Origin of the sequence: Staphylococcus simiae (assembly GCF_002902085.1) — a bacterium.
Taxonomy (GTDB): domain Bacteria; phylum Bacillota; class Bacilli; order Staphylococcales; family Staphylococcaceae; genus Staphylococcus; species Staphylococcus simiae.
In genome coordinates, this window is the sequence record NZ_PPQR01000078.1 from 12,454 (window position 1) to 33,625 (window position 21,172).

Annotated in this window: 18 protein-coding genes and 1 pseudogene; 8 read left to right on the forward strand and 11 right to left on the reverse strand. The window is 31.0% G+C overall.

The features are described from left to right. Nucleotides 1–52 precede the first annotated feature (52 nt). The 6 genes and pseudogenes from prfB to fakB1 form a co-directional block, all read right to left on the reverse strand. Nucleotides 53–1,163, reverse strand: a protein-coding gene (gene prfB, locus CD113_RS09735) for a peptide chain release factor 2 (protein ID WP_103262352.1) whose coding sequence is annotated in 2 segments (ribosomal slippage) — nt 53–1,090 and nt 1,092–1,163 — 1,110 coding nt in all. Because the reading frame shifts where the segments join, the coding sequence is not laid out codon by codon here. A 158-nt stretch (nt 1,164–1,321) separates the two neighbouring features. After that, complete coding sequence (secA, locus tag CD113_RS09740) at nt 1,322–3,853, reverse strand: preprotein translocase subunit SecA (protein WP_002464844.1); 2,532 nt, start codon at nt 3,851–3,853, stop codon at nt 1,322–1,324. 587 nt (nt 3,854–4,440) lie between these two features. After that, complete coding sequence (gene hpf / locus CD113_RS09745) at nt 4,441–5,004, reverse strand: ribosome hibernation-promoting factor, HPF/YfiA family (RefSeq protein ID WP_002464843.1); 564 nt, start codon at nt 5,002–5,004, stop codon at nt 4,441–4,443. Between the two features lie 60 nt (nt 5,005–5,064). Continuing rightward, a pseudogene (locus tag CD113_RS09750) lies at nt 5,065–5,739 on the reverse strand (ComF family protein). Continuing rightward, nucleotides 5,732–7,021 (reverse strand): DEAD/DEAH box helicase family protein, encoded by a 1,290-nt coding sequence (locus tag CD113_RS09755; protein WP_088177511.1) that lies wholly within the window; start codon nt 7,019–7,021, stop codon nt 5,732–5,734. Before CD113_RS09755 ends, CD113_RS09750 begins: the two are co-directional and overlap by 8 nt. A gap of 241 nt (nt 7,022–7,262) precedes the next feature. Then, nucleotides 7,263–8,129: a fatty acid kinase binding subunit FakB1 gene (fakB1, locus tag CD113_RS09760; protein WP_002464840.1), complete on the reverse strand. Its 867-nt coding sequence runs from the start codon at nt 8,127–8,129 to the stop codon at nt 7,263–7,265. A gap of 144 nt (nt 8,130–8,273) precedes the next feature. Between fakB1 and CD113_RS09765 the strand changes: the two genes are divergently transcribed. After that, entirely contained in the window at nt 8,274–8,915 is a 642-nt protein-coding gene (locus tag CD113_RS09765; protein ID WP_002464839.1) for a YigZ family protein, read from the forward strand. A gap of 157 nt (nt 8,916–9,072) precedes the next feature. On the opposite strand, the gene CD113_RS09770 is transcribed toward CD113_RS09765, so the two are convergent. Next, complete coding sequence (locus CD113_RS09770; protein WP_002464838.1) at nt 9,073–10,140, reverse strand: glycosyltransferase family 4 protein; 1,068 nt, start codon at nt 10,138–10,140, stop codon at nt 9,073–9,075. Nucleotides 10,141–11,062: 922 nt separating this feature from the next. On the opposite strand from CD113_RS09770, the gene gdpS reads away from it, so the two are divergent. The 4 genes from gdpS (at nt 11,063) to pepT (ending at nt 14,840) form a co-directional block, all read left to right on the forward strand. Continuing rightward, the gene (gene gdpS / locus CD113_RS09780) at nt 11,063–12,133 is read left to right on the forward strand and encodes a GGDEF domain-containing protein GdpS (protein WP_002463832.1); all 1,071 of its coding nucleotides are present in this window, start codon (nt 11,063–11,065) and stop codon (nt 12,131–12,133) included. Nucleotides 12,134–12,316: 183 nt separating this feature from the next. Beyond that, entirely contained in the window at nt 12,317–13,078 is a 762-nt protein-coding gene (locus CD113_RS09785) for a threonine/serine exporter family protein (RefSeq protein ID WP_002463833.1), read from the forward strand. Between the two features lie 17 nt (nt 13,079–13,095). Continuing rightward, complete coding sequence (locus tag CD113_RS09790) at nt 13,096–13,590, forward strand: threonine/serine exporter family protein (protein ID WP_002463834.1); 495 nt, start codon at nt 13,096–13,098, stop codon at nt 13,588–13,590. 14 nt (nt 13,591–13,604) lie between these two features. Beyond that, nucleotides 13,605–14,840 carry a peptidase T gene (gene pepT, locus CD113_RS09795; protein ID WP_002463835.1) on the forward strand — a complete coding sequence of 412 codons (1,236 nt, stop codon included), beginning with the start codon at nt 13,605–13,607 and terminating at the stop codon, nt 14,838–14,840. Nucleotides 14,841–15,205: 365 nt separating this feature from the next. Here the strand turns inward: pepT and CD113_RS09800 are convergent, their stop codons facing one another. The 3 genes from CD113_RS09800 to CD113_RS09810 all read right to left on the reverse strand — a co-directional run bounded on the left by CD113_RS09800 (nt 15,206) and on the right by CD113_RS09810 (nt 18,014). Next, complete coding sequence (locus CD113_RS09800) at nt 15,206–16,330, reverse strand: glycerate kinase (protein ID WP_002463836.1); 1,125 nt, start codon at nt 16,328–16,330, stop codon at nt 15,206–15,208. Nucleotides 16,331–16,664: 334 nt separating this feature from the next. Further along, nucleotides 16,665–16,985, reverse strand: coding sequence for a bacillithiol system redox-active protein YtxJ (ytxJ, locus tag CD113_RS09805; protein WP_002463837.1), 321 nt, complete (start codon nt 16,983–16,985; stop codon nt 16,665–16,667). A gap of 150 nt (nt 16,986–17,135) precedes the next feature. Further along, the gene (locus tag CD113_RS09810) at nt 17,136–18,014 is read right to left on the reverse strand and encodes an EMYY motif lipoprotein (RefSeq protein ID WP_095092593.1); all 879 of its coding nucleotides are present in this window, start codon (nt 18,012–18,014) and stop codon (nt 17,136–17,138) included. A 119-nt stretch (nt 18,015–18,133) separates the two neighbouring features. On the opposite strand from CD113_RS09810, the gene CD113_RS09815 reads away from it, so the two are divergent. From CD113_RS09815 to CD113_RS09825, 3 genes are all read left to right on the forward strand, one after another. Then, nucleotides 18,134–18,658, forward strand: coding sequence for a GrpB family protein (locus CD113_RS09815; protein WP_002463838.1), 525 nt, complete (start codon nt 18,134–18,136; stop codon nt 18,656–18,658). Nucleotides 18,659–18,771: 113 nt separating this feature from the next. Continuing rightward, the gene (gene murB / locus CD113_RS09820; RefSeq protein WP_002463839.1) at nt 18,772–19,695 is read left to right on the forward strand and encodes a UDP-N-acetylmuramate dehydrogenase; all 924 of its coding nucleotides are present in this window, start codon (nt 18,772–18,774) and stop codon (nt 19,693–19,695) included. Between the two features lie 19 nt (nt 19,696–19,714). Beyond that, a complete protein-coding gene (locus CD113_RS09825) occupies nt 19,715–20,029 on the forward strand; it encodes a CHY zinc finger protein (RefSeq protein WP_002463840.1) in 315 nt (104 codons plus the stop codon). Between the two features lie 58 nt (nt 20,030–20,087). Here the strand turns inward: CD113_RS09825 and CD113_RS09830 are convergent, their stop codons facing one another. Further along, a complete protein-coding gene (locus CD113_RS09830; RefSeq protein ID WP_002463841.1) occupies nt 20,088–21,116 on the reverse strand; it encodes a ferrated catecholamine ABC transporter substrate-binding lipoprotein SstD in 1,029 nt (342 codons plus the stop codon). Nucleotides 21,117–21,172: the final 56 nt, after the last annotated feature.

The following is a 21,172-nucleotide window of genomic DNA, read 5'->3' on the forward strand; positions in this document are numbered from 1 at the left end:
TTTTAAAAACACCTTACTAACTTATCTAGCAGTCAGTAAGGTGTTTGCTATATTAATTAGTAGACATTTCTTGTCTTAAATAAGCTTCAATAAAAGGTCCAATATCTCCGTCCATAACTGCATCTACTTTTCCAGTTTCCTCATTCGTTCTGTGATCTTTAACCATAGAATATGGATGGAATACATATGATCGTATTTGGCTTCCCCAGCCAATTTCTTTTTGTTCTCCTCTTATCTCAGCCATTTCACGCTCTTGTTCTTCTAATTTTAATTGATAGAGCTTAGACTTTAACATTTTCATTGCTGCTTCACGGTTCTTGATTTGTGAACGTTCGTTTTGATTGTTGACTACAATACCAGATGGATGGTGAGTAATACGAATGGCTGATTCTGTTTTGTTAATATGTTGACCACCCGCACCTGAAGCTCTAAATGTATCAACCGTAATATCATCTGGATTAATCTCTATTTCTATCTCATCATTATTAAAATCAGGTATCACATCACATGAAGCAAATGATGTATGTCGACGACCCGAAGAATCAAATGGGGATATTCTAACTAATCTATGTACACCTTTTTCAGCTTTTAAATAACCATAGGCATTATGTCCTTTAATTAGTAAAGTAACACTTTTAATACCTGCTTCATCTCCAGGAAGGTAATCTACTACTTCAACTTTGAATCCTTTTTGCTCACAATATCTTTGATACATTCTTAATAACATATTAGCCCAATCTTGAGATTCCGTACCGCCTGCACCTGGATGTAATTCTAAAATTGCATTATTACTGTCATGTGGTCCATCTAGTAAAAGTTGTAATTCAAATTTATCAACTTGAGCTTTAAATTGATTAACCTTTTGCTCAAGGTCTATTTTCATATCTTCGTCAAACTCTTCTTGTAGTAATTCCCAAGTAGCTTCCATATCATCTACATCATTTTGCAATTGTTCATATCCGGAAACTACTGACTTAATTGCATTATTCTTATCTATAATATCTTGAGCTTTATTTTGGTCATCCCAAAAATTAGGCTCCGACATCATTTCTTCATACTCTTGTATATTTGTTTTTTTATTATCTAAGTCAAAGAGACCCCCTAATTTGTGTTAAATCTTGATTATATTTATCTATGTTACGTTTGATTTCAGAAAGTTCCATCGTCTTCTCTCCTATTTCACATTAATTATATATACGCTTTATATTATATGATGTGTTCATTTTAAACTTTGATTGACTAATTGACAATAAATACCCGTACTATATGCCATGAAAAAAGAGTTCTGAAGTATTTTATTCAGAACTCTGTTATTTATCATTTATTGTCCATGACAATTTTTATATTTTTTGCCACTTCCACATGGGCAAGGATCGTTTCTACCTACTTGATCACCTTTAACAATTGGTTGCGCTTTAACTTTTTCTTTACCATCTTCAGCAGATACATGTTTCGCTTCTCCAAATTCAGTAGTTTTTTCACGTTCGATATCATCTTCTACTTGCACTACTGATTTAAGAATATACTTACAAGTATCTTCTTCAATATTTTGCATCATGATATCAAATAATTCATGTCCTTCATTTTGATAATCACGTAATGGATTTTGTTGCGCATATGAACGTAAATGAATACCTTGACGTAACTGATCCATAGTATCGATATGATCTGTCCAATGACTATCAATTGAACGTAATAAAATCATACGTTCAAATTCATTCATTTGTTCACCTAAAATTTCTTTTTGACTATTATATGCTTGTTCAATTTTAGCCCATACAATTTCAAAGATATCTTCTGAATCTTTACCTTTTATGTCAGTTTCAGTTAACTCGCCTTCTTGTAAGAAAATGTCATTAACATAATCGATAAACGGTTGATACTCGATGTCATCATCTTCAGAATTAATGTAATAATTAATACTACGTTGTAACGTTGAACGTAACATTGCGTCTACAACTTGTGAACTATCTTCATTATCTATAATACTATTACGTTCATTATATATAATTTCACGTTGTTTACGTAATACTTCATCATATTCTAATATACGCTTACGAGCATCAAAGTTATTACCTTCTACTCGTTTTTGTGCTGATTCAACAGCTCTAGAAACCATTTTAGATTCAATTGGCGTAGAGTCATCTAATCCTAGTCTACTCATCATTTTTTGTAATCGTTCTGATCCAAAACGAATCATCAATTCATCTTGTAAAGATAAGTAGAAACGGCTATCTCCGCGGTCACCTTGACGTCCTGAACGACCACGTAACTGATCATCAATACGTCGAGATTCATGTCGTTCTGTACCAATAACAGCTAAGCCACCTAATTCTTCTACTCCTTCACCAAGTTTGATATCTGTACCACGGCCAGCCATGTTAGTCGCGATAGTAACTGCACCTTTTTGTCCTGCTCCTGCAACAATTTCAGCTTCACGTTCATGATTTTTAGCATTTAATACATCATGACGTACGCCACGTTTTTTAAGTAGATTAGAAATATATTCAGAAGTTTCAACTGCTACAGTACCTAATAATACTGGTTGACCAGCTTTATGTTTTTCAACTACATCTTCAACAACTGCATCAAATTTACCTTTTTGACTAATATAAATTAAATCAGATTTATCCTTACGTTGGATTGGTTTATTTGTAGGAATTTGAGTTACAGTCATATTGTAAATATTTCTAAATTCCTCTTCTTCAGTCTTCGCAGTACCAGTCATACCAGCTAATTTATTATACATTCTGAAGTAGTTTTGGAATGTAATAGAAGCCATCGTTTTAGATTCATTTTGAATTTGGACACCTTCTTTTGCTTCAATAGCTTGGTGTAATCCTTCAGAGAATCGACGTCCCGGCATTGTACGTCCAGTGAATTGGTCTACAATCAGTACTTCCCCATCAACTACCATGTAATCGACATCTCTTTGTAATGTCACATGTGCTTTTAATGCTGTATTAATATGGCTAATGACATCTACATTTTGTACATCATATAAGTTATCTACTTTAAACATACGTTCTGCTTTATCTGCGCCTTGTTCAGTTAAATGAACAGCTTTTGTTTTTTCATCATATTTATAATCCTCATCAAGTTTTAGCATTTTAGCAAATACATTAGCTTGAGTATATAGTGATGTAGATTTTTCAGCTTCACCAGAAATGATTAATGGGGTACGAGCTTCATCAATTAAAATGGAGTCCACTTCATCGATAATAGCAAAATGTAACGGTCTCATTACACGATCTTCTGCGTAATTAACCATATTATCTCGTAGGTAATCAAAACCTAATTCATTATTTGTACTATAAGTAATATCTTGTGCATATGCTTCACGTTTTTCTTCAGTAGTTTTACTATTTAAGTTCAAGCCCACTGTTAATCCTAAGAAATTATATAATTCAGCCATTTCTTCACTTTGTACACTAGACAAATATTCATTGACTGTAATAACATGCACGCCTCTACCAGCTAATGCATTTAAATATGTAGGCATTGTTGCTGTCAAAGTTTTACCTTCACCAGTTCTCATTTCAGCGATATCACCTTTATGAATTGCGATACCACCCATGATTTGTACTCTGTAAGGAGACATATTAAAGACACGCTTAGCTCCTTCTCTTACTAAAGCATATGCTTCTGGTAAAATCTTATCTAAATAGTCATTTTGTTTTTTAACATCCTCTATTTGTGATAATTCGTCTTGAAACTCTTTTGTTTTATTGCGAATTTCTTCATCAGTTAAAATTGCTGTTTTTTCCTCTAACGCAAGTACTTTATCAGCAGTTTTTCCTAATTTTTTTATTTCTTTATTATTGCCATCAAGAACTTTTGATAAAAATCCCATTATGTTCGCTCCTTTAGCTTCAAACTCTTTCGCCTTCAACAATTTATCTTATCATTTATAGATATAAAATTATACTTATACACTCATTTGACAGTTGTATAATAATCTTATAGTGATATATTTCATATCATTAAGTTGTTAGCAAGTTTATTTTATATTAATTCGTTAGAAATTACATCCATTTATTCGACTAAAATATAGTATATCTTAACTATAAAGTCTTATATCCACTTAATTATCACAATTGCAATATAATTAATCCCATTTCCATTTATATATATCAATTTACATTATCACAGTATAACTATTTCGTTCAACAATTTGCTTAAGCTATTTCATGATGACACCATTATAGTTACTTATTAAAGTAGTTACTTGGCTTTTGTTATTACTAAATTAATTTTTAAAAGCGTGACTGGTTAACTTCCTATTACTATTACTAAAAAGTAGATTTCATTGCAACATCGTAGTAGTAATTACAAATTGTTAAGTCCTAATTTACTGCTATTTATAATCTATAATTTGTGATGTTTCCACAATAAAAAAGCTGAGACAACTAAATGTCCCAGCCTTGAATGAATCATAATTTATTGTTCTGTTGTTTGGATAAGTCCATATTTACCATCTTTACGACGATAAACAATACTTGTGCCATCTGTTTCTCTATCTGTAAAGACAAAGAAATCATGACCTAATAAATTCATTTGTAATACTGCTTCTTCAGAATCCATTGGTTTCAAACTGAATTCTTTAGAACGAATAATTTCGATATCATTATCGTCAGAAGACTCATTGTCTGCTGGTGCTTCTTGAAGCTCAGCAACAAATACGTCTTGGTCGCCACGATCGCGACTCTTACGATTGATTCGTGTTTTATATTTTCTAACTTGTCTTTCAAGTTTATTATTAATTAAATCAATACCTGCATATAAATCATCATTACGTTCTTCAGCTCTTAATGTTACATTTTTCAAAGGAATTGTTACTTCAATTTTAGTTGCTGAGTTTGAATACGTTTTAACTTTCACGTGTGCTACTGCATTTGGTACGTCATTAAAATAACGCTCCAATTTACCAATTTTTTCCTCAATATAGTTGCGAATTGCATCTGTGATAGTGAGGTTATCTCCATGAATTTCAAATCTAATCATAGTAATCTCTCCTTAAACCTCTTTATTGGTAACTCTTAATTATATATTAACACGTTTATGCTATCGTGCAAACGCAAACACTTTGAATTTTCTGATATTTTTATCATACAATTTACACCCTGCATGATGAATAGTTAATCCTGTTGTATAAATATCATCAATGAGTAGAATTTCCTTGTTGGTTAAGTCGATTTTATCATCAATTGAAAATGGATTTTCCATTGTCATACGTTGATACTTGGTTAAATTATACTGTTTAGGTCTATATTTAGCACAAAGAATATCATGATAGTAAATACCTTTAGCTTTCAATACTTCTCTAATTGGATTAAATGTCCTTTGTTTATCTCGTTCATTTGAAGATGGAATTGGTACTATTAAATCATATGCGGTAGATGGCAATTGAATGAGCTCTGCTAAAAGTTGACATAAATATTGATCTTTTAAAAATTTAATCTGATGTATCACTTCTTTCATAATACCTGTATATTCAAAATTACAATACAGTTGATCCATTAATGTAAAGTGACGTGATAAAAATGTACAATCTTGGCACTCTAATTCATCATGGTCTAATATTTTCAAACATTACGAGCATCTCTTACTATTATTGTTAATTGTTATTTCCAACCACTGTTGTTGACATGTCTCACATAACGTCTTCGTTGCTGTAAAGAAATGATAAACATCATATTGAACTGGTATTTTAGCGTTACATACTAAGCATTTATTCATCTAACCACCCTTTTTGTAATGCTAATTTATTCATCATAGCAATATTCCTTTTAGCTCTACGCATCTCTATAGTTACACCTTGATGTAAAAAGCAAACATGGCCACTAGTTGATTGTAATTTCCTACCTACCCTACCTGCAATTTGAATTAATGCCGCTTCATTAAAAGTATGAGAATCGATGACAATAACATCTAGCTTAGACATGGTAAAACCTCGTTCCAATATTGTAGTTGTAAATAAAACTTGATAGTCACCTTTTCTTAAGCGTTCTACTTTTTCAAAACGAAAAGCATCAGAACTATAAACATAAGTTAAATTGTTCAAGATTTGTTTATATGTCTGATAAGTTGTAATCATCGTATCTATATTATTAAAGAAAACCAATGTAAAACGTTGACTTCGAATTTGTTCCATTATCATATTTAATAATAAGACTTGTCTTTTGTTAGGTGTTAATTTGAAATATTTAAAAGAAGGAAGTGGTAATGGTTGTCTATGGAAACGCGCAGGTAATTTAATTATATTTTTTGCAGGGATGTTTCGTAATAATTGCTTTGGAGGTGTTGCAGTCATATAAATGATTGTGCATGTTGTTTTAGTGGCACTCTTAATCGTCTGTTGTAATGACGTATCCATCGATAAAGGAAAAGCGTCTACTTCATCTATGAACACTACATCAAAGTGGCCTTTAAAGCGATACAATTGATGCACTGTTGCAATAATAAAATATCCATTAAACTGTTGTTGCGACTGTTGATGCAAAACGTCTATTTTTTCATCTTTAAATGCTTCTTTAATACGTTGACTTATTTCAATCACTACATCAACTCTTGGAGAAACGATTGCAACATTGTCTCCATTTTGTCTTGCTTGCTGTATCCCTTTAAACATCATTTCAGTTTTGCCAGCTCCTGTTACTGCATATAATAAAACAGTTTGCCTTGACTTAACAGCTTCCACAATTATATTTGAAGCATATTGTTGTTGTTCAGATAACTTGAATGGTAAGTTATAGCATGCTTTAGATGAGACATTGACACTTTGAATCAATCGATAATGTGTTATATTATCCATTCGCCCTAATTGTATACAGTTTCGGCAATATATAATTTTTTCATTGGTAATATCAGATTGATAGCTATGAAAATGACTTGGTAAATCACTTTCACATTGAATACAATAGTTTCTACCATTTTTTTTAATAACACCAGGGCTTATAGATTCTACTTGTTCAGTGGTTATCTTTGTTTGGGGGTGTATTAATTTGCCATAATGTTTCAATTTATCACCTCTTAAAAATACATAAATGATATTTCATTGTTCTAAGGACAAATTTAGAAATTGTATGTTCTCTTTCATACAGTCATAATATTAAATGAAACTGTCCAAATTAAAAAAAGCCTATACATTAAATGTTAGTGGTATTTAAACTATTAATTTGAGCTTTGAAACTCATCGATTAACAGTTTACTCATAATCATTTAATAATATAGACTTTATAAACTATTACTTAAATATATTGTTAAGTTAATCTAATTTTTCTTCCTACATAACCTAAGCCTAATCCACCAGAACCTAAATGTGCTGCTACTACTGGCCCAAATTCTGAATATGCTACTTGATAATTATTAGGACATTCAGATTGTAATTTTTTATATAGTGCTTGACCATCTTCAAAATGATCGCCATTAATTACAAACAAAGTAACTTCATCATAATCTTTAACAATATCTAAAATTTTATTTTCTAGCGCTTGAATGGCACGTTTTTTAGTACGTACTTTTTCATCTGGTACAATTTTACCATCATCAAATTTAAGTACAGGTTTCATTTTCAATAAAGTTCCAACCCAGGCTTGTGCACCTGTGATGCGTCCACTTTTTTGAAGATTTTTCAAATCATCGACAATTAAATAAGCACCTGTATTATTGCGCATATCTAATAAATCATCAATAATTTGTTGTGGCTCATAGCCTTGTTCGACCATTTCAATTGCACGTAACACATAGCACCCTTCCATCATCGTAGCAAGCTTACTATCAAATGCATGGATTTTAATACCATCAACCATATCACCAGCTTGCTTAGCAGACTGAAAACTTCCACTAATACCACTAGATAAACACACGACAATGACATCAGAATAGCCTTGTTCTCTTAATGATTCATAATTAGATAACCATTCTCCAATGGCAGGTTGGCTTGTTGTTGGTATTGTTTGTGAATTTAACATTTGACTATAAAAATCGTCCATATTTATATCAGTTTTTTCAGTAAAATTTTCACCATTATCAAAAGTCACACTCAAAGGTGCTATCGGAATATTATATTTATCTATTAACTCTTGAGACAGATAGCTTGTAGAATCAGTCATTACAGCAATCTTCATAGTCGTCCTCCTCAATTATACTCATAGTCATAATACAATAATTTTACTAAAAAGAAAATGCTAATCAAAGGATTTATAGTTATAAGCACATCAGTGTATAATATAGATGAACAGCTAAAAGTAGATATTAGGTAAGGAGTTATTATGACAAATCATATTATTACAATTAAACAAGAACATACAATAGAAAATGTAATTAATAAGTCTAGATTTATTGCTCATATTAAACCTGTACAATCTGAAGATGAAGCAAAAGATTTTATTAACACCATTAAAACTGAACATAAAGATGCAACACATAACTGTTCTGCTTATACAGTTGGTCCTGAAATGAATATTCAAAAAGCCAATGACGATGGCGAACCAACTGGTACTGCAGGTATCCCTATGCTCGAAATTTTAAAAAAGTTAGACATACATGACGCTTGTGTCGTTGTCACGAGATATTTTGGTGGTATTAAATTAGGTGGTGGCGGCTTAATTCGTGCATATAGTGGTGCTGTTAGAGATGTTATCTACGATAGTGGTCGTGTTGAACTGCGTGAGGCTATTCCTTGTATCGTGACTTTAAATTACGATCAAACTGGTAAATTTGAATATGAACTTGCTTCTACTCCGTTTTTATTAAGACATCAAAATTATACTGATAAAGTCAGTTACCATATCGATGTTGTTAAAAGTGATTATGAAGATTTTATCAATTTCTTAAATAAAATTACTGCAGGAAATTATGATCTAACTGAAGAAAATCCTAAATTATTACCATTTGATATTCCTACAACTTAGTGCTAAACACATGTTCAATCATTCATAGAAATTTTGATATCAATCAGTATAGTTACAAAATTAAAAAACTCTAGTAATACTATATCGACTCATCCTATTCAAAGATAAGTAAGATAACATTATTACTAGAGTTTTATTTGTATTTATAACATCACTATTATTCTTTATATTGATGTGTTTTGTTATTTGTTTTACGACTAATAAAATTTAAAATTGGTCTATAATTATTATCAATTAAGCCTGTAAATTCAACAATGAGTTCAATTGAAAAAATAATCAAAATAAACATAAAGATTACTCCGATTGGAGGAGAAATATAAAGAATGATACTAGACAAACTAAACAATATTGAAATTGAGTAAATTAGCAATACTGTTTGTCTATGTGTATATCCTAATGCTAACAACTTATGATGCAAGTGTGACTTATCTGCTTGCATAATATGTTGTCCTTTTTTAACTCTACGAATCATAGCAAATAAAGTATCAATAAAAGGCACGGCTAAGATGACTATTGGGAAGAATAAAGCAATAATTGTAATATTCTTAAAACCTAACAATGATAAGAAACCTATAATAAAGCCAATCATTAATGCTCCACTATCTCCAAGAAATATTTTAGCAGGATGAAAATTGTAAAATAAAAATCCTAATAGTGATCCGAGCAAGACACAACAAATCATTGTTATAAAGATATTAGCTTGTAAAATAGCAATAAAGCCTATAGTTATTAAACCAATTGCTGAAACTCCGGAGGCAAGACCATCTAGCCCATCAATCAAATTAATAGCATTTGTAATAGCTACAATCCAAATAACAGTAATCGGAACACTTAAAAATCCAAAATGTATCGTCGCACCCATTGGTAATGAAATAAAATCAATCGTTACACCATAAAATGCAACAACTAAAGCAGCAACGATTTGTCCAGCTAATTTAATATATGGTTTTAAATCATATATATCATCGACGAGACCTAATAAATACATAATGATTGCCCCAATGATAAGAGGTTTAACTTCTGATTCAATAGGCTTGCCAATCCAAATACCAATTAAAAAAGAAAACAAAATCACTGTGCCGCCCATCATTGATATAGGTTTAGTATGCACTTTTCGAAAATTTGGTTTATCTACTAAATTTAAACGCTTTGAAATTGCAATAACGATTGGTGTTATAATTAAACTTACAATCATTGTTACAGCAATAAGGAGTAATGTAACCATTTATTCACCTTCATCAATATAAATTATTCTTCCTATTAGAGCTAGTTAGATTTATAATCTTTACTAGCTCTTATGCAATTGTTGCGCTAGCAAGCAATTGTATTCTTTTATGTTAGATTTATAATCTTTACTAGCTCTTATGCAATTGTTGCGCTAGCAAGCAATTGTATTCCTTTATGTTAGATTTATAATCTTTACTAGCTCTTATGCAATTGTTGCGCTAGCAAGCAATTGTATTCCTTTATGTTAGATTTATAATCTTTACTAGCTCTTGCCCAACTTGCATTGTTTGTAGAAACTGTAAGTACAGTTTCTCTGTGTTGGGTCCCTTGCCCAACTATGCCCGTCTGGCACATTTAGAACTAGTTAGATTTACAATCTTTACTAGTTCTTGCCCAACTTGCACATCATTGTAAAAATTCTTTGCTCAGAATTTTTCTGTGTTGGGTCCCTATGCAGTTGCACTAATAGTGTCAACTGTAATCCTTTATAAAATTTTTCTATGACGGGTCCCTGCATGGCATGAAAAAACTGGATATCCAGTTTTTCTATGTTGGGTCCCTTGCCCAACCTTGCCCGTCTGGCACATTAAAGTAAAAATTTTAGTTATAAAATTTTTCTATGACGGGTCCCTGCATTGTCCGTAGAATTTCTTGGTGAAATTCTCTATGTTGGGTCCCTTTATCATATGTTATTTTCATTAATGTCTTTATCAATATATCACTGTATTTTAATATGCAACTATTTTCATTAATATCGTTTATATATATTTATGTAAACAAATTATTTTTTAATCATAACATTTAAGTGAACATTTTAACATTAATGTCACTAGATTATGTTATTTTATCTGTTAACTAATGACAAAATGTAAGTTTTCACTTACAATAGCTAGTGGTCAATTAAAGGAGTCGATTAAGATATGTTCGAAGCTTTCATTTATAATATATCTGTTATTGTCGCTGGTATATATTTATTTCACAGATTACAGTATTCCGAAAATAAACGCATGGTATTCTCAAAAGGATATGTAACTGTTCTCATGACAATTGTTTCATTATTATTATCAGTATACCCTATTCCATATAGAGGTGAATACTTAATACATTTAACATTTGTTCCGTTATTATTTTTAGGTCGTTACACTAATATGGTATATACACTATCTGCAACGGTTATTGTATCCATTGTTGAAATTGTTGTCTTTGACAATTCAATTATGTATGGTGTTACTTTACTTGTTATTGCAGCAGTAACTAGTGCCATTGGACCATTTTTAAAACAAAATGATATTATTGCCTTACTCATTCTTAATATTATTACTATAATTATATTATTTGGAATTGCACTTGTCAGTCCTTTATATAGTTTAAATGAAGTGATAATTTTAATTCCAATGTCACTTATTATAACTTTAGCTTCTGCAATCACTTTTGTAGACATTTGGCATTTTTTCTCATTAGTCAATCGCTATGAAAATGAAGACAAGTACGATTACTTAACAGGTTTAGGTAATGTTAAAGAATTTGATCGTCATTTAAATGAAGTATCTCGCAAGGCTGAACAAGACAACCAAAGTATCGCATTATTATTAATTGATATCGACGGCTTTAAAGATGTTAACGATACATACTCACACAAATCAGGTGATGCAGTATTAAAACAAATGTCACAACTATTAAAAAACTATGTACCAACTCAATTTAAGATTTTCAGAAATGGTGGCGAAGAATTTTCAGTTGTTATCGCAGGTTATACTTTAGATCAAAGTGTTAGACTTGCTGAAAATATTCGTTCTGGAGTAGAAAAATCATCATTCCACCTTCCAGATAAAGAAGTCATTAAATTATCAGTATCGATTGGTGTCGGCTATTTAACTGCTGACGATCCAAAATCACAACGTAAAGTTTTTAAAGATGCTGATGATATGGTACATGTAGCGAAAAATGAAGGACGAAACAAAGTAATGTTTAATCCAATCATTCAACTGTAAATAACTTAACTGCTAATATAATTTTAGCGCTGTCATGAAATAGCGTTAACTTTTATTAGCAGTTTATTTTTTATTTTTATCTCTCTCTGTAAATAATACCAACTGTCTATTGAAAGTTGGCATAACAAGTTGTAAACTTCAATTATTCAAATTTTTAAATTATTTATTGTGGAGGTGACATGTATGCCTGATTCAATCACTATCATTGATGAAAATAAAGTGATTGACGTAGTGTTAATAGCTGGAAGGATTTTACTTGAATCTGGTGCTGAAACATACCGTGTTGAAGATACTATGAATAGAATTGCTCATAGTTATGGGCTTCATAATACATATAGCTTTGTTAGTTCGACTGCAATTATTTTTTCTTTAAATGATAGAACGAATACCCGCCTAATTAGAATACGTGAACGTACAACTGACCTTGAAAAAATTGCATTAACTAACAGTTTATCCCGTAAAATTTCAAACCAACAATTAACTATTGATGAAGCTAAATCAGAATTTATCCATTTACAACATGCATCACTACAATATTCATTTATCATGAACGTTTTTGCCGCTGCTATAGCATGTGGTTTCTTCTTATTTATGTTTGGTGGTGTGGCTTCCGACTGCTGGATTGCAGTTATTGCTGGTGGTGCTGCATTTTTAACCTTTAGTTTTGTGCAACGTTATATCCAAATTAAATTTTTCTCAGAATTTGTTGCTGCTGCAGTTGTTATTTCTATTGCCGCTACATTCACTAAATTAGGTATTGCAACCAATCAAGATATTATTACTATTGCAAGTGTGATGCCTTTAGTACCTGGTATTTTAATCACTAACGCCATTCGTGACCTGTTAGCTGGTGAATTATTAGCTGGTATGTCACGTGGTGTTGAAGCAGCACTTACTTCATTCGCTATTGGTGCTGGTGTAGCGATTGTACTTTTATTATTATAAGAAAGGACTGTTAAATTATGCTATTTTATTTATTCCATTTTACAATCAGCTTTATTTCAACAGTGCTTTTTTCGATTATTTTTAATGCACCAAAGCGCTTGTTACCGGCTTGTGGATTTGTTGGAGCTGTAGCTTGGACGATCTATCAGTTTACCGTTGATTTAGACTTAGGAAAAGTTGGCGCCTCCTTTTTAGGAAGTTTGATACTTGGTTTAATGAGTCATACAATGAGTCGCAGATATAAACGCCCAGTAATTATTTTTATTGTACCCGGTATTATACCGTTAGTACCTGGTGGTTTAGCTTATCAGGCTACAAGATACCTTGTATCGAATAGTTACACAGATGCTATTAATACATTTTTAGAAGTAACATTAATTTCTGGAGCTATTGCCTTCGGTATATTAGTTTCGGAAATTCTATACTATCTATACACTCGTATTAAACATTTATATGGTAAAATCAAAGGTAAAACTTACAAAAAGTCTTATAACATGAATAATAGAGTTTAAGGGGACCTGAAATGATGAAAGCACAATTGATTGATAGATTAACTAGATATGTCAAAATTGATACACAATCTGATCCAACGTCATCAGCAACACCATCAACTAACAAACAATGGGATTTATTGAATTTATTAGCTCAAGAGTTAGAACAAATGGATGTTGCTACTGATATCGATGATAACGGCTATTTATTTGCAACACTTGAAAGTAATATTGATTATGATGTTCCTACTGTAGGATTCTTAGCTCATGTCGATACGTCACCTGATTTTAATGCAACCAATGTTAATCCACAACTCATTGAAAGTTATGATGGCGAAGCTATTAAATTAGGTGACACTAGCCGTGTATTAGACCCTGCAGTTTTTCCTGAATTATCAAATTTAAAGGATCATACATTAATGATTACTGATGGTACATCTTTACTTGGAGCTGATGATAAAGCTGGTGTTGTTGAAATTATGGAAGCTATTCAATACTTATTAGAACATCCTGAAATCAAACACGGAAAGATTCGTATAGGTTTTACACCAGATGAAGAAATTGGACGTGGCCCTCACAAATTCGATGTTAAACGTTTCAATGCCGATTTCGCCTATACCATGGATGGTAGTCATTTTGGTGAATTACAATATGAAAGTTTTAATGCTGCCGAAGCTACTATTACATGTCATGGCGTAAATGTTCATCCAGGCTCTGCCAAGAATGCTATGGTCAATGCTATTAAATTAGGAGAACAGTTTGATAGTTTATTGCCAGATGCAGAAGTGCCTGAACGTACTGATGGCTACGAAGGATTCTATCATTTAATGAATTTTTCAGGTAATGTTGAAAAAGCTACATTACAATATATCATTCGTGATCATGATAAGAAACAATTTGATTTACGTAAAAAGCGCATGTTAGAAATTAGAGATGATATTAATGCCCATTTTGAAAATTATCCTGTTAAAGTAGATATACACGATCAATACTACAATATGGCTGAAAAAATTGTGCCGTTGCAGCATATTATCGATATTCCAAAACGTGTCTTTGCTAAATTAGACATTACACCTAATACTGAGCCAATACGTGGTGGAACAGATGGTTCTCAATTATCGTATATGGGCTTACCTACACCAAATATTTTTACTGGTTGTGGCAATTTCCATGGTCCATATGAATACGCATCAATTGACGTTATGGAAAAAGCTGTTCAAGTAATCGTTGGTATTGTTGAAGAAGTTGCAAATAACAATAATGACAACTAATACCAAATCATACTAAGATAGGTTATCTATTTTTTAGGCCTGATAAAAAAAATGAATAATTATATATCAGTCCAATTTGGGAGAGAACCCTAAAATAAAAGCCGTTCATAGAAGTTATAGTTGAAACAACAGTGTTTCAGTTACCTCTATGTACGGCTATTTTTACGTTTTCAGTTTGCGACAAAAAGATTCTATAATAAATTTTTAGCGATTAGCAGTAACTATCTGTATTATAAAATGTTGATAAATTAACTTTTTATAATACTAGTCAGTCTTGCCAAAATAGTGGGGCTCATCTGGGACCGTCATCAAAAATCCACATCTAACTTTTACATAATTGAGCAAAACGACAATCGTTGAATATATTATTTTGTGGTATCAAACGGTGTTTTCAATAATTTTAAAGCTTGAACGGTATAATGTCTGATTTGAATACCCATTTTAAAATCTGTATAGCTATCAGGCATATCAATAAAGGTATTGAACATTGCTGTTACACCTTGGGATTCAAATAAATCAAATTTTTCAGGCGTCGCACAAATTGCGATAGATACTTTATGATACTTCTGACATAGTTCTGCTATTCTTAATGTTGTTGTTTCTAACAGATGATCTTTTTCATTTAACCCTTCACCAAAGATAATTAAATCTGCTTGTTCTACTAAATGATCAAGATGCGTTAATTGATCAACAAGTTCGTGACTTGTTAATATTTCAGCTTGATACAGTCCACTTAGAACAGCAGCAATACCGCCTCCAGCACCCCCACGTTCAACTGGACCTATTGCTAATCTCAATTCACTTTTGAATAATTCACTGAAATACCACACTAAATTATCTATTTCTGCCGCTTCATTATGACTTAAATGATGACTTTTGTACGTTTGCATGATTTCACTATTCTTACCATACATTTTACTAGAGAAATCTGACATCAATTGAATACGAGCAGATGCTAATTTAGGGTGAATATTGGTCATATCAATTCGTCTAATATATTTAATACTACTTACGCCTTGGGATACATCAACGACACGTGCCTCATCATCATAAAATGTTGCACCTAATGCTTGTAACATCCCGGCACCAGCATCAAAGCTATCTATACCACCTAAAGAAATAACTATATGTTGTGCATCATTATCTAAAGCATGTTTAATCATCTCACCTAAACCATAACTTGAACGTTGCTCAATTGGTTTGTGACCTTTTAAAAACAAGTTACCTTCAATGACCGTCATGCCTGAATCAGTTTGACCATAGACGCCTTCTACTGAATTCATATCTGCATCATGTACCGGTATACGGTATCTTTCTCCTGATTGCCATAAAAAGACAGAATCTAATAGTTCATGTCTTCCATTAAATAATGGAACTTGTACAACATCTGCAGTATCTATTTGACTTGCAACTGCTTCTTCAACATATCTATTTGCTTGGTAACTGGAAATAATTCCATTAAATTCATCCATTGCTACTAATACTTTCATTAATATAACCACCTTTTTTACTTTTTGTGATTTGTTGTATATTAAACGTTCTCTTTTTAACTAATTACTACAATGAGAATTTTCAACTTATATAATAAAGATTATTTTGATATTTGATTAATCTATCATTTAGTATCATTCATATGTTAATTTCAAATACATGTTAACATTATACAGATTTTTAGGATATTTTTCATATTTAAAAGCTAACTCAATCAATTAAGAAAAGCCTGAGACAACATATTGACCCAGGCTCTACTTGTATGAATAACATGATTAGTTATCATTATAATTTATATTACTATACTAGATGACTTCATCATTATGCTTATAGTTATTCTTCTGCTTGCGCTAATGACGAAACATTTATATCGCTATGGTCTCTATTCCAAACCATTTCACCATCAACAAAATAAAATGCTTGTGGTGATTCATGTTTAACATTTGTTTTGTCCGCAATATAATCCGATAATTCTCGTTCCTGTTGTACGATTAAGTAATATCCATCCATATCTCGTTCATATAAAAATTTGTTAAATTGATCATATGCATTAGCTGAAATAGGACATGTATCACTATGTTTTAAAACAAATACATATTTATTTTCTGTTATTACTTGTTCAAATTGATCGATCGAACTTAGCTTTATAGCCACCCTTTTCACCTCAATAAATAATTATCACATTTAAATAACGACTCGCGTGACATCACATTTGTTTTCAATCTCAATGTTTACCATTATACACATTGTAAGATGTCATGTTAACAGTTAATGTAAAATTTTTAAATTTGAAAACTATTTCTATTATTGTTCTTTTACTTTTTCTAATCTTTTTTCAAAAACTTTATCATCCTTAATTATATCTTTACCCTCTTTTGGTAGCTTATCTACATCAATCTCAGATAATTTATTACTAACTTTGATAGTTTCAAAACGTGTATTATAGTAATTTTGCAAACTATAATACATTTCAATAGCATTTTTTCTAGCATTATTAACATTTTTATCACTAATATTAGTTTGGTTAATATCAGCAATTTGCTTATCAATAAGTGGGATAATATCATCTTTAATAACTTCTTTTGCTTTATTGTCATCGACGTCTTTTAACTTTTTACTTGCTACTTTTTTTAGTGCTTCATTATTTTTTTCTATTTTACTAGTTAATGTATTAGCTTCACCTTTATCTGAAGCTTTGTTGATTTCACTTTCGACTTTATATCTATTATTTTCAAATTGCTTTGTGTAATCTAGAATGTCTTCATTATATTTAATCGATTGATTACACAAATCAACAAATGATTTTAATTGATCAATATCTTGCTTTTTACTTCTAAAAATTGTCAAATAATCTTTTTTTAACGATCTAGTCTTAGCTGTTTTACCAGATAATTGTTCCACAGCTTTATCATATTGTTTAAACTTAGACATCAACTGTTGATTAATTTTTTGTTGTAGTGCTTTAAATTCTTTACTATTTTTATCAGTTGTATCTGTTTTACTTAGTTGATCTAAATTTTTTAAATGTATGTTATCTATTTCTTGACGTAATTCTTTATCTTTTTGTTTAACTTTTGTATATTGATTATCAAATTTTGCAATGTCTTGTTGTTCTTTATTACTACAAGCATTAGCAGTAACTATAATCATCAATAAACAAAGTGGTATAAGAAATTTTTTCATAGATGCACTCCTAACAGATTCATTATACAAAAACATGTTTATTATGAAAATAAATTATGGTATAGTATGTCAGACTTTTACGTGTAATACGCTTAGTTTAGATACTAAAGGAGAATATCATGTATTCAAATATACAACCATTCATAACAACTCAATTAAATACGAATTATAATCACCAATATAACTTAATTAAATCAACTTTATTAAATTTATTAGATAGTCCTGTTAAATATACTAAACATATAGGTGGTACACGACACTTCAACTATGCTACTGAACCTATTTTAGATATTTTAGTAGGTGTGAATAATTTACACGATATTACTGCGCTTGATGAAAAACGTCTCAATTATGTTGGTTTTTATCGACTACATCATGCATATCATAAAAAAGTAGTTATGGCTAAATTTAATAATTTGAAAGATTTAAAGCAACAAGTTCGTTTACATATTGTCCAAATTGATTCACCTAAATTTCAAGCGTACTTAGACATCGATGATTTATTAGCTACAAATAATGCTATTGCTAAGGAATTCGATGCTAAAAAACAACAGATATTAAATTATACAACGAGCATAAGACAATATGAACAACAAAAACAACAATACTTCGACCAATTGTATAAGAAAATTCTAACAAACTAAAACAATAGACATTATTAATTATTATCACAAGATATTTTCAATTTTCGCAAATGATTTTTAAAATTGGTATAATATAGATGACATAAAAGACAGGAGAAAGGATGTACTTAAAAGTGATAAATGAAGACATCTATCAAGATTTACTACAACTCATTCCGAGTGACAAAATTAAAATTGACGAACCTTTAAAACGTTATACTTACACTAAAACTGGTGGTAAGGCAGATTTTTATATCATACCTACTAAAAACCAAGAAGTTCAAGCCATCGTTAAATATGCCTATGAACATCAAATTCCTGTTACTTATTTAGGTAATGGTTCAAATATTATCATCCGTGAGGGTGGCATCCGAGGCATTGTTATTAGTTTGTTGGCGCTTAATTATATCGATGTTTCAGATGATGCAATTATTGCTGGTAGCGGCGCTGCTATTATCGATGTCTCCCGAGTTGCACGAGATTACGCCTTAACTGGTTTAGAATTCGCATGTGGTATACCTGGTTCTATTGGTGGAGCAGTTTATATGAATGCTGGCGCGTATGGTGGAGAAGTTAAAGATTGTATCGATTACGCCTTATGTGTTAATGATCAAGGAGAGTTAATTAAGTTAACAACAAACGAACTCGAATTAGATTATCGTAATAGTATTATTCAACAACAACATTTAGTTGTATTAGAAGCGGCCTTTACTTTAGCACCTGGAAATATTAATGATATCCAAGAAACTATGGATGATTTAACTGAACGCCGTGAATCAAAGCAACCATTAGAATATCCCTCTTGTGGTAGTGTCTTCCAACGTCCTCCAGGCCACTTCGCTGGTAAATTAATTCAAGATGCCAAATTACAAGGACATCGAATTGGTGGTGTTGAAGTATCAACAAAACATGCTGGTTTTATGGTCAATGTCGACAATGGAACAGCAACAGATTATGAAGATTTAATTCATTATGTGCAGAAAGTTGTTAAAGAAAAATTTGATGTTGAGCTAAATAGAGAAGTACGTATTATTGGTGAACATCCTAAAACTGATTAATGGTTGGAGGTATGTAAATATGCCTAAAATTTTTGGCTCAATTATAGACTCTGAAAGTCGCTGCAAACATTACCATACGGGTTTGGATATTATTGCTATTAAATTTAAATGTTGTCAAAAATATTATCCATGCTATAAATGTCATAATGAACATGAATCACATCAAATTAAACGTTGGCCTGAAAGTCAATTTAATGAACATGTCATTTTTTGTGGTGCTTGCAAGCATGAAATGACGATTAATGACTATATGCTAGTAGAAAATTGTCCTCATTGCCACAGTCATTTCAATCAAAGATGTAAGTTTCATTACCATTTATATTTTGAAATATAAAGAAGCGTGACCACTTTTTTTAGTAACTCTTGTTACAAAAGTGGCCACGCTTGTTTTATTATTCTACTACTTTTTCTAATTCTTCAATTTGTTTAACTGTTGTTGTTGTAGAACCAGATGAGAAGTACCATAATTTAGGATCTAAATTATATACTTTATCTTCTTTCACAGCAGTAACATCTTTTAATACTGAATTGTTCAATGTTTTCTTAGCTGTTGATTTACCACCAATAGCTTGTCCACGGTCCATCGCTAAAATAACATCAGGATTTTCTTTATTAATATATTCATTTGAAACATTTTGACCATGAGTACTATCACTCACATCTTTATCAACTGGTTTAAATCCTAATGTATCGAATACTAAACTACCGAAACGACCTTTAGGTCCATATGTTGATAATTCTCCTTCATTTACTAATAAATACATTACTGATTTATCAAATTTCTTCGTTTTATCTTTCATTGAGTCAATTTTATCATCTAATTTTTTATTTAATTCTTTAGCTTTATCTTCTTTGTCGTAAATTTTACCAATGTTTGTTGTATTGCTCTTCATTGATTTTACTAATTGTTTATCATCTGAACCAACATAAACGATTTTAGCTTTAGGTGCTGCTTTTTTAAATTCGTCCATGTTTTTTTGATTAGCAGTTCTTCCTGAAATGAAAATAACTTCCGGTTTTGTTTCTGCTACTTTGTCAAAATTAACTTCTTTCAAATTACCAGTATTTGTATATTTATCTTCTTTAAAGTCACTCAAGAAATCTGGTAAAGATTTACCGCCTTCACCTTTAGGTAATGCTTTAACTTTATCAGCAAGACCCATTTCTTTCATTACATCTAAAGCACCATAATCTAATACTACAGCATTTTTAGGATTTTTTGGTACTTTTACTGTTTCATTAACGTTCTTGGCATCACTGCCATCTTTTTTCTCACCGCTAAGTTCGTAGTTGTTTTTTATTGTTACTGTATCTTTTGAATCTTTACTATCAGTGGCAGAATCTTCTTTTTCTGAATTGTTGCCACATGCTGCTAAAACTAATACTAAAGTTAATAATAAATAAAAGACTGTTTTCTTCATGTTATAAAGACTCTCCTTTAAAATTTTTGTCGTAGTGCAAAGTGACGTTGTGGCTT

What these genes read in the sequence shown, in the direction of transcription:
- CD113_RS09815 (WP_002463838.1), top strand. Translation starts at nt 18,134, where the DNA reads ATGTATTCAAATATACAACCATTCATAACAACTCAATTAAATACGAAT.
- CD113_RS09830 (WP_002463841.1), bottom strand. Translation starts at nt 21,116, where the DNA reads ATGAAGAAAACAGTCTTTTATTTATTATTAACTTTAGTATTAGTTTTA.
- CD113_RS09825 (WP_002463840.1), top strand. Translation starts at nt 19,715, where the DNA reads ATGCCTAAAATTTTTGGCTCAATTATAGACTCTGAAAGTCGCTGCAAA.
- gdpS (WP_002463832.1), top strand. Translation starts at nt 11,063, where the DNA reads ATGTTCGAAGCTTTCATTTATAATATATCTGTTATTGTCGCTGGTATA.
- CD113_RS09790 (WP_002463834.1), top strand. Translation starts at nt 13,096, where the DNA reads ATGCTATTTTATTTATTCCATTTTACAATCAGCTTTATTTCAACAGTG.
- hpf (WP_002464843.1), bottom strand. Translation starts at nt 5,004, where the DNA reads ATGATTAGATTTGAAATTCATGGAGATAACCTCACTATCACAGATGCA.
- secA (WP_002464844.1), bottom strand. Translation starts at nt 3,853, where the DNA reads ATGGGATTTTTATCAAAAGTTCTTGATGGCAATAATAAAGAAATAAAA.
- pepT (WP_002463835.1), top strand. Translation starts at nt 13,605, where the DNA reads ATGAAAGCACAATTGATTGATAGATTAACTAGATATGTCAAAATTGAT.
- CD113_RS09765 (WP_002464839.1), top strand. Translation starts at nt 8,274, where the DNA reads ATGACAAATCATATTATTACAATTAAACAAGAACATACAATAGAAAAT.
- fakB1 (WP_002464840.1), bottom strand. Translation starts at nt 8,129, where the DNA reads ATGAAGATTGCTGTAATGACTGATTCTACAAGCTATCTGTCTCAAGAG.
- CD113_RS09785 (WP_002463833.1), top strand. Translation starts at nt 12,317, where the DNA reads ATGCCTGATTCAATCACTATCATTGATGAAAATAAAGTGATTGACGTA.
- CD113_RS09770 (WP_002464838.1), bottom strand. Translation starts at nt 10,140, where the DNA reads ATGGTTACATTACTCCTTATTGCTGTAACAATGATTGTAAGTTTAATT.
- CD113_RS09810 (WP_095092593.1), bottom strand. Translation starts at nt 18,014, where the DNA reads ATGAAAAAATTTCTTATACCACTTTGTTTATTGATGATTATAGTTACT.
- CD113_RS09800 (WP_002463836.1), bottom strand. Translation starts at nt 16,330, where the DNA reads ATGAAAGTATTAGTAGCAATGGATGAATTTAATGGAATTATTTCCAGT.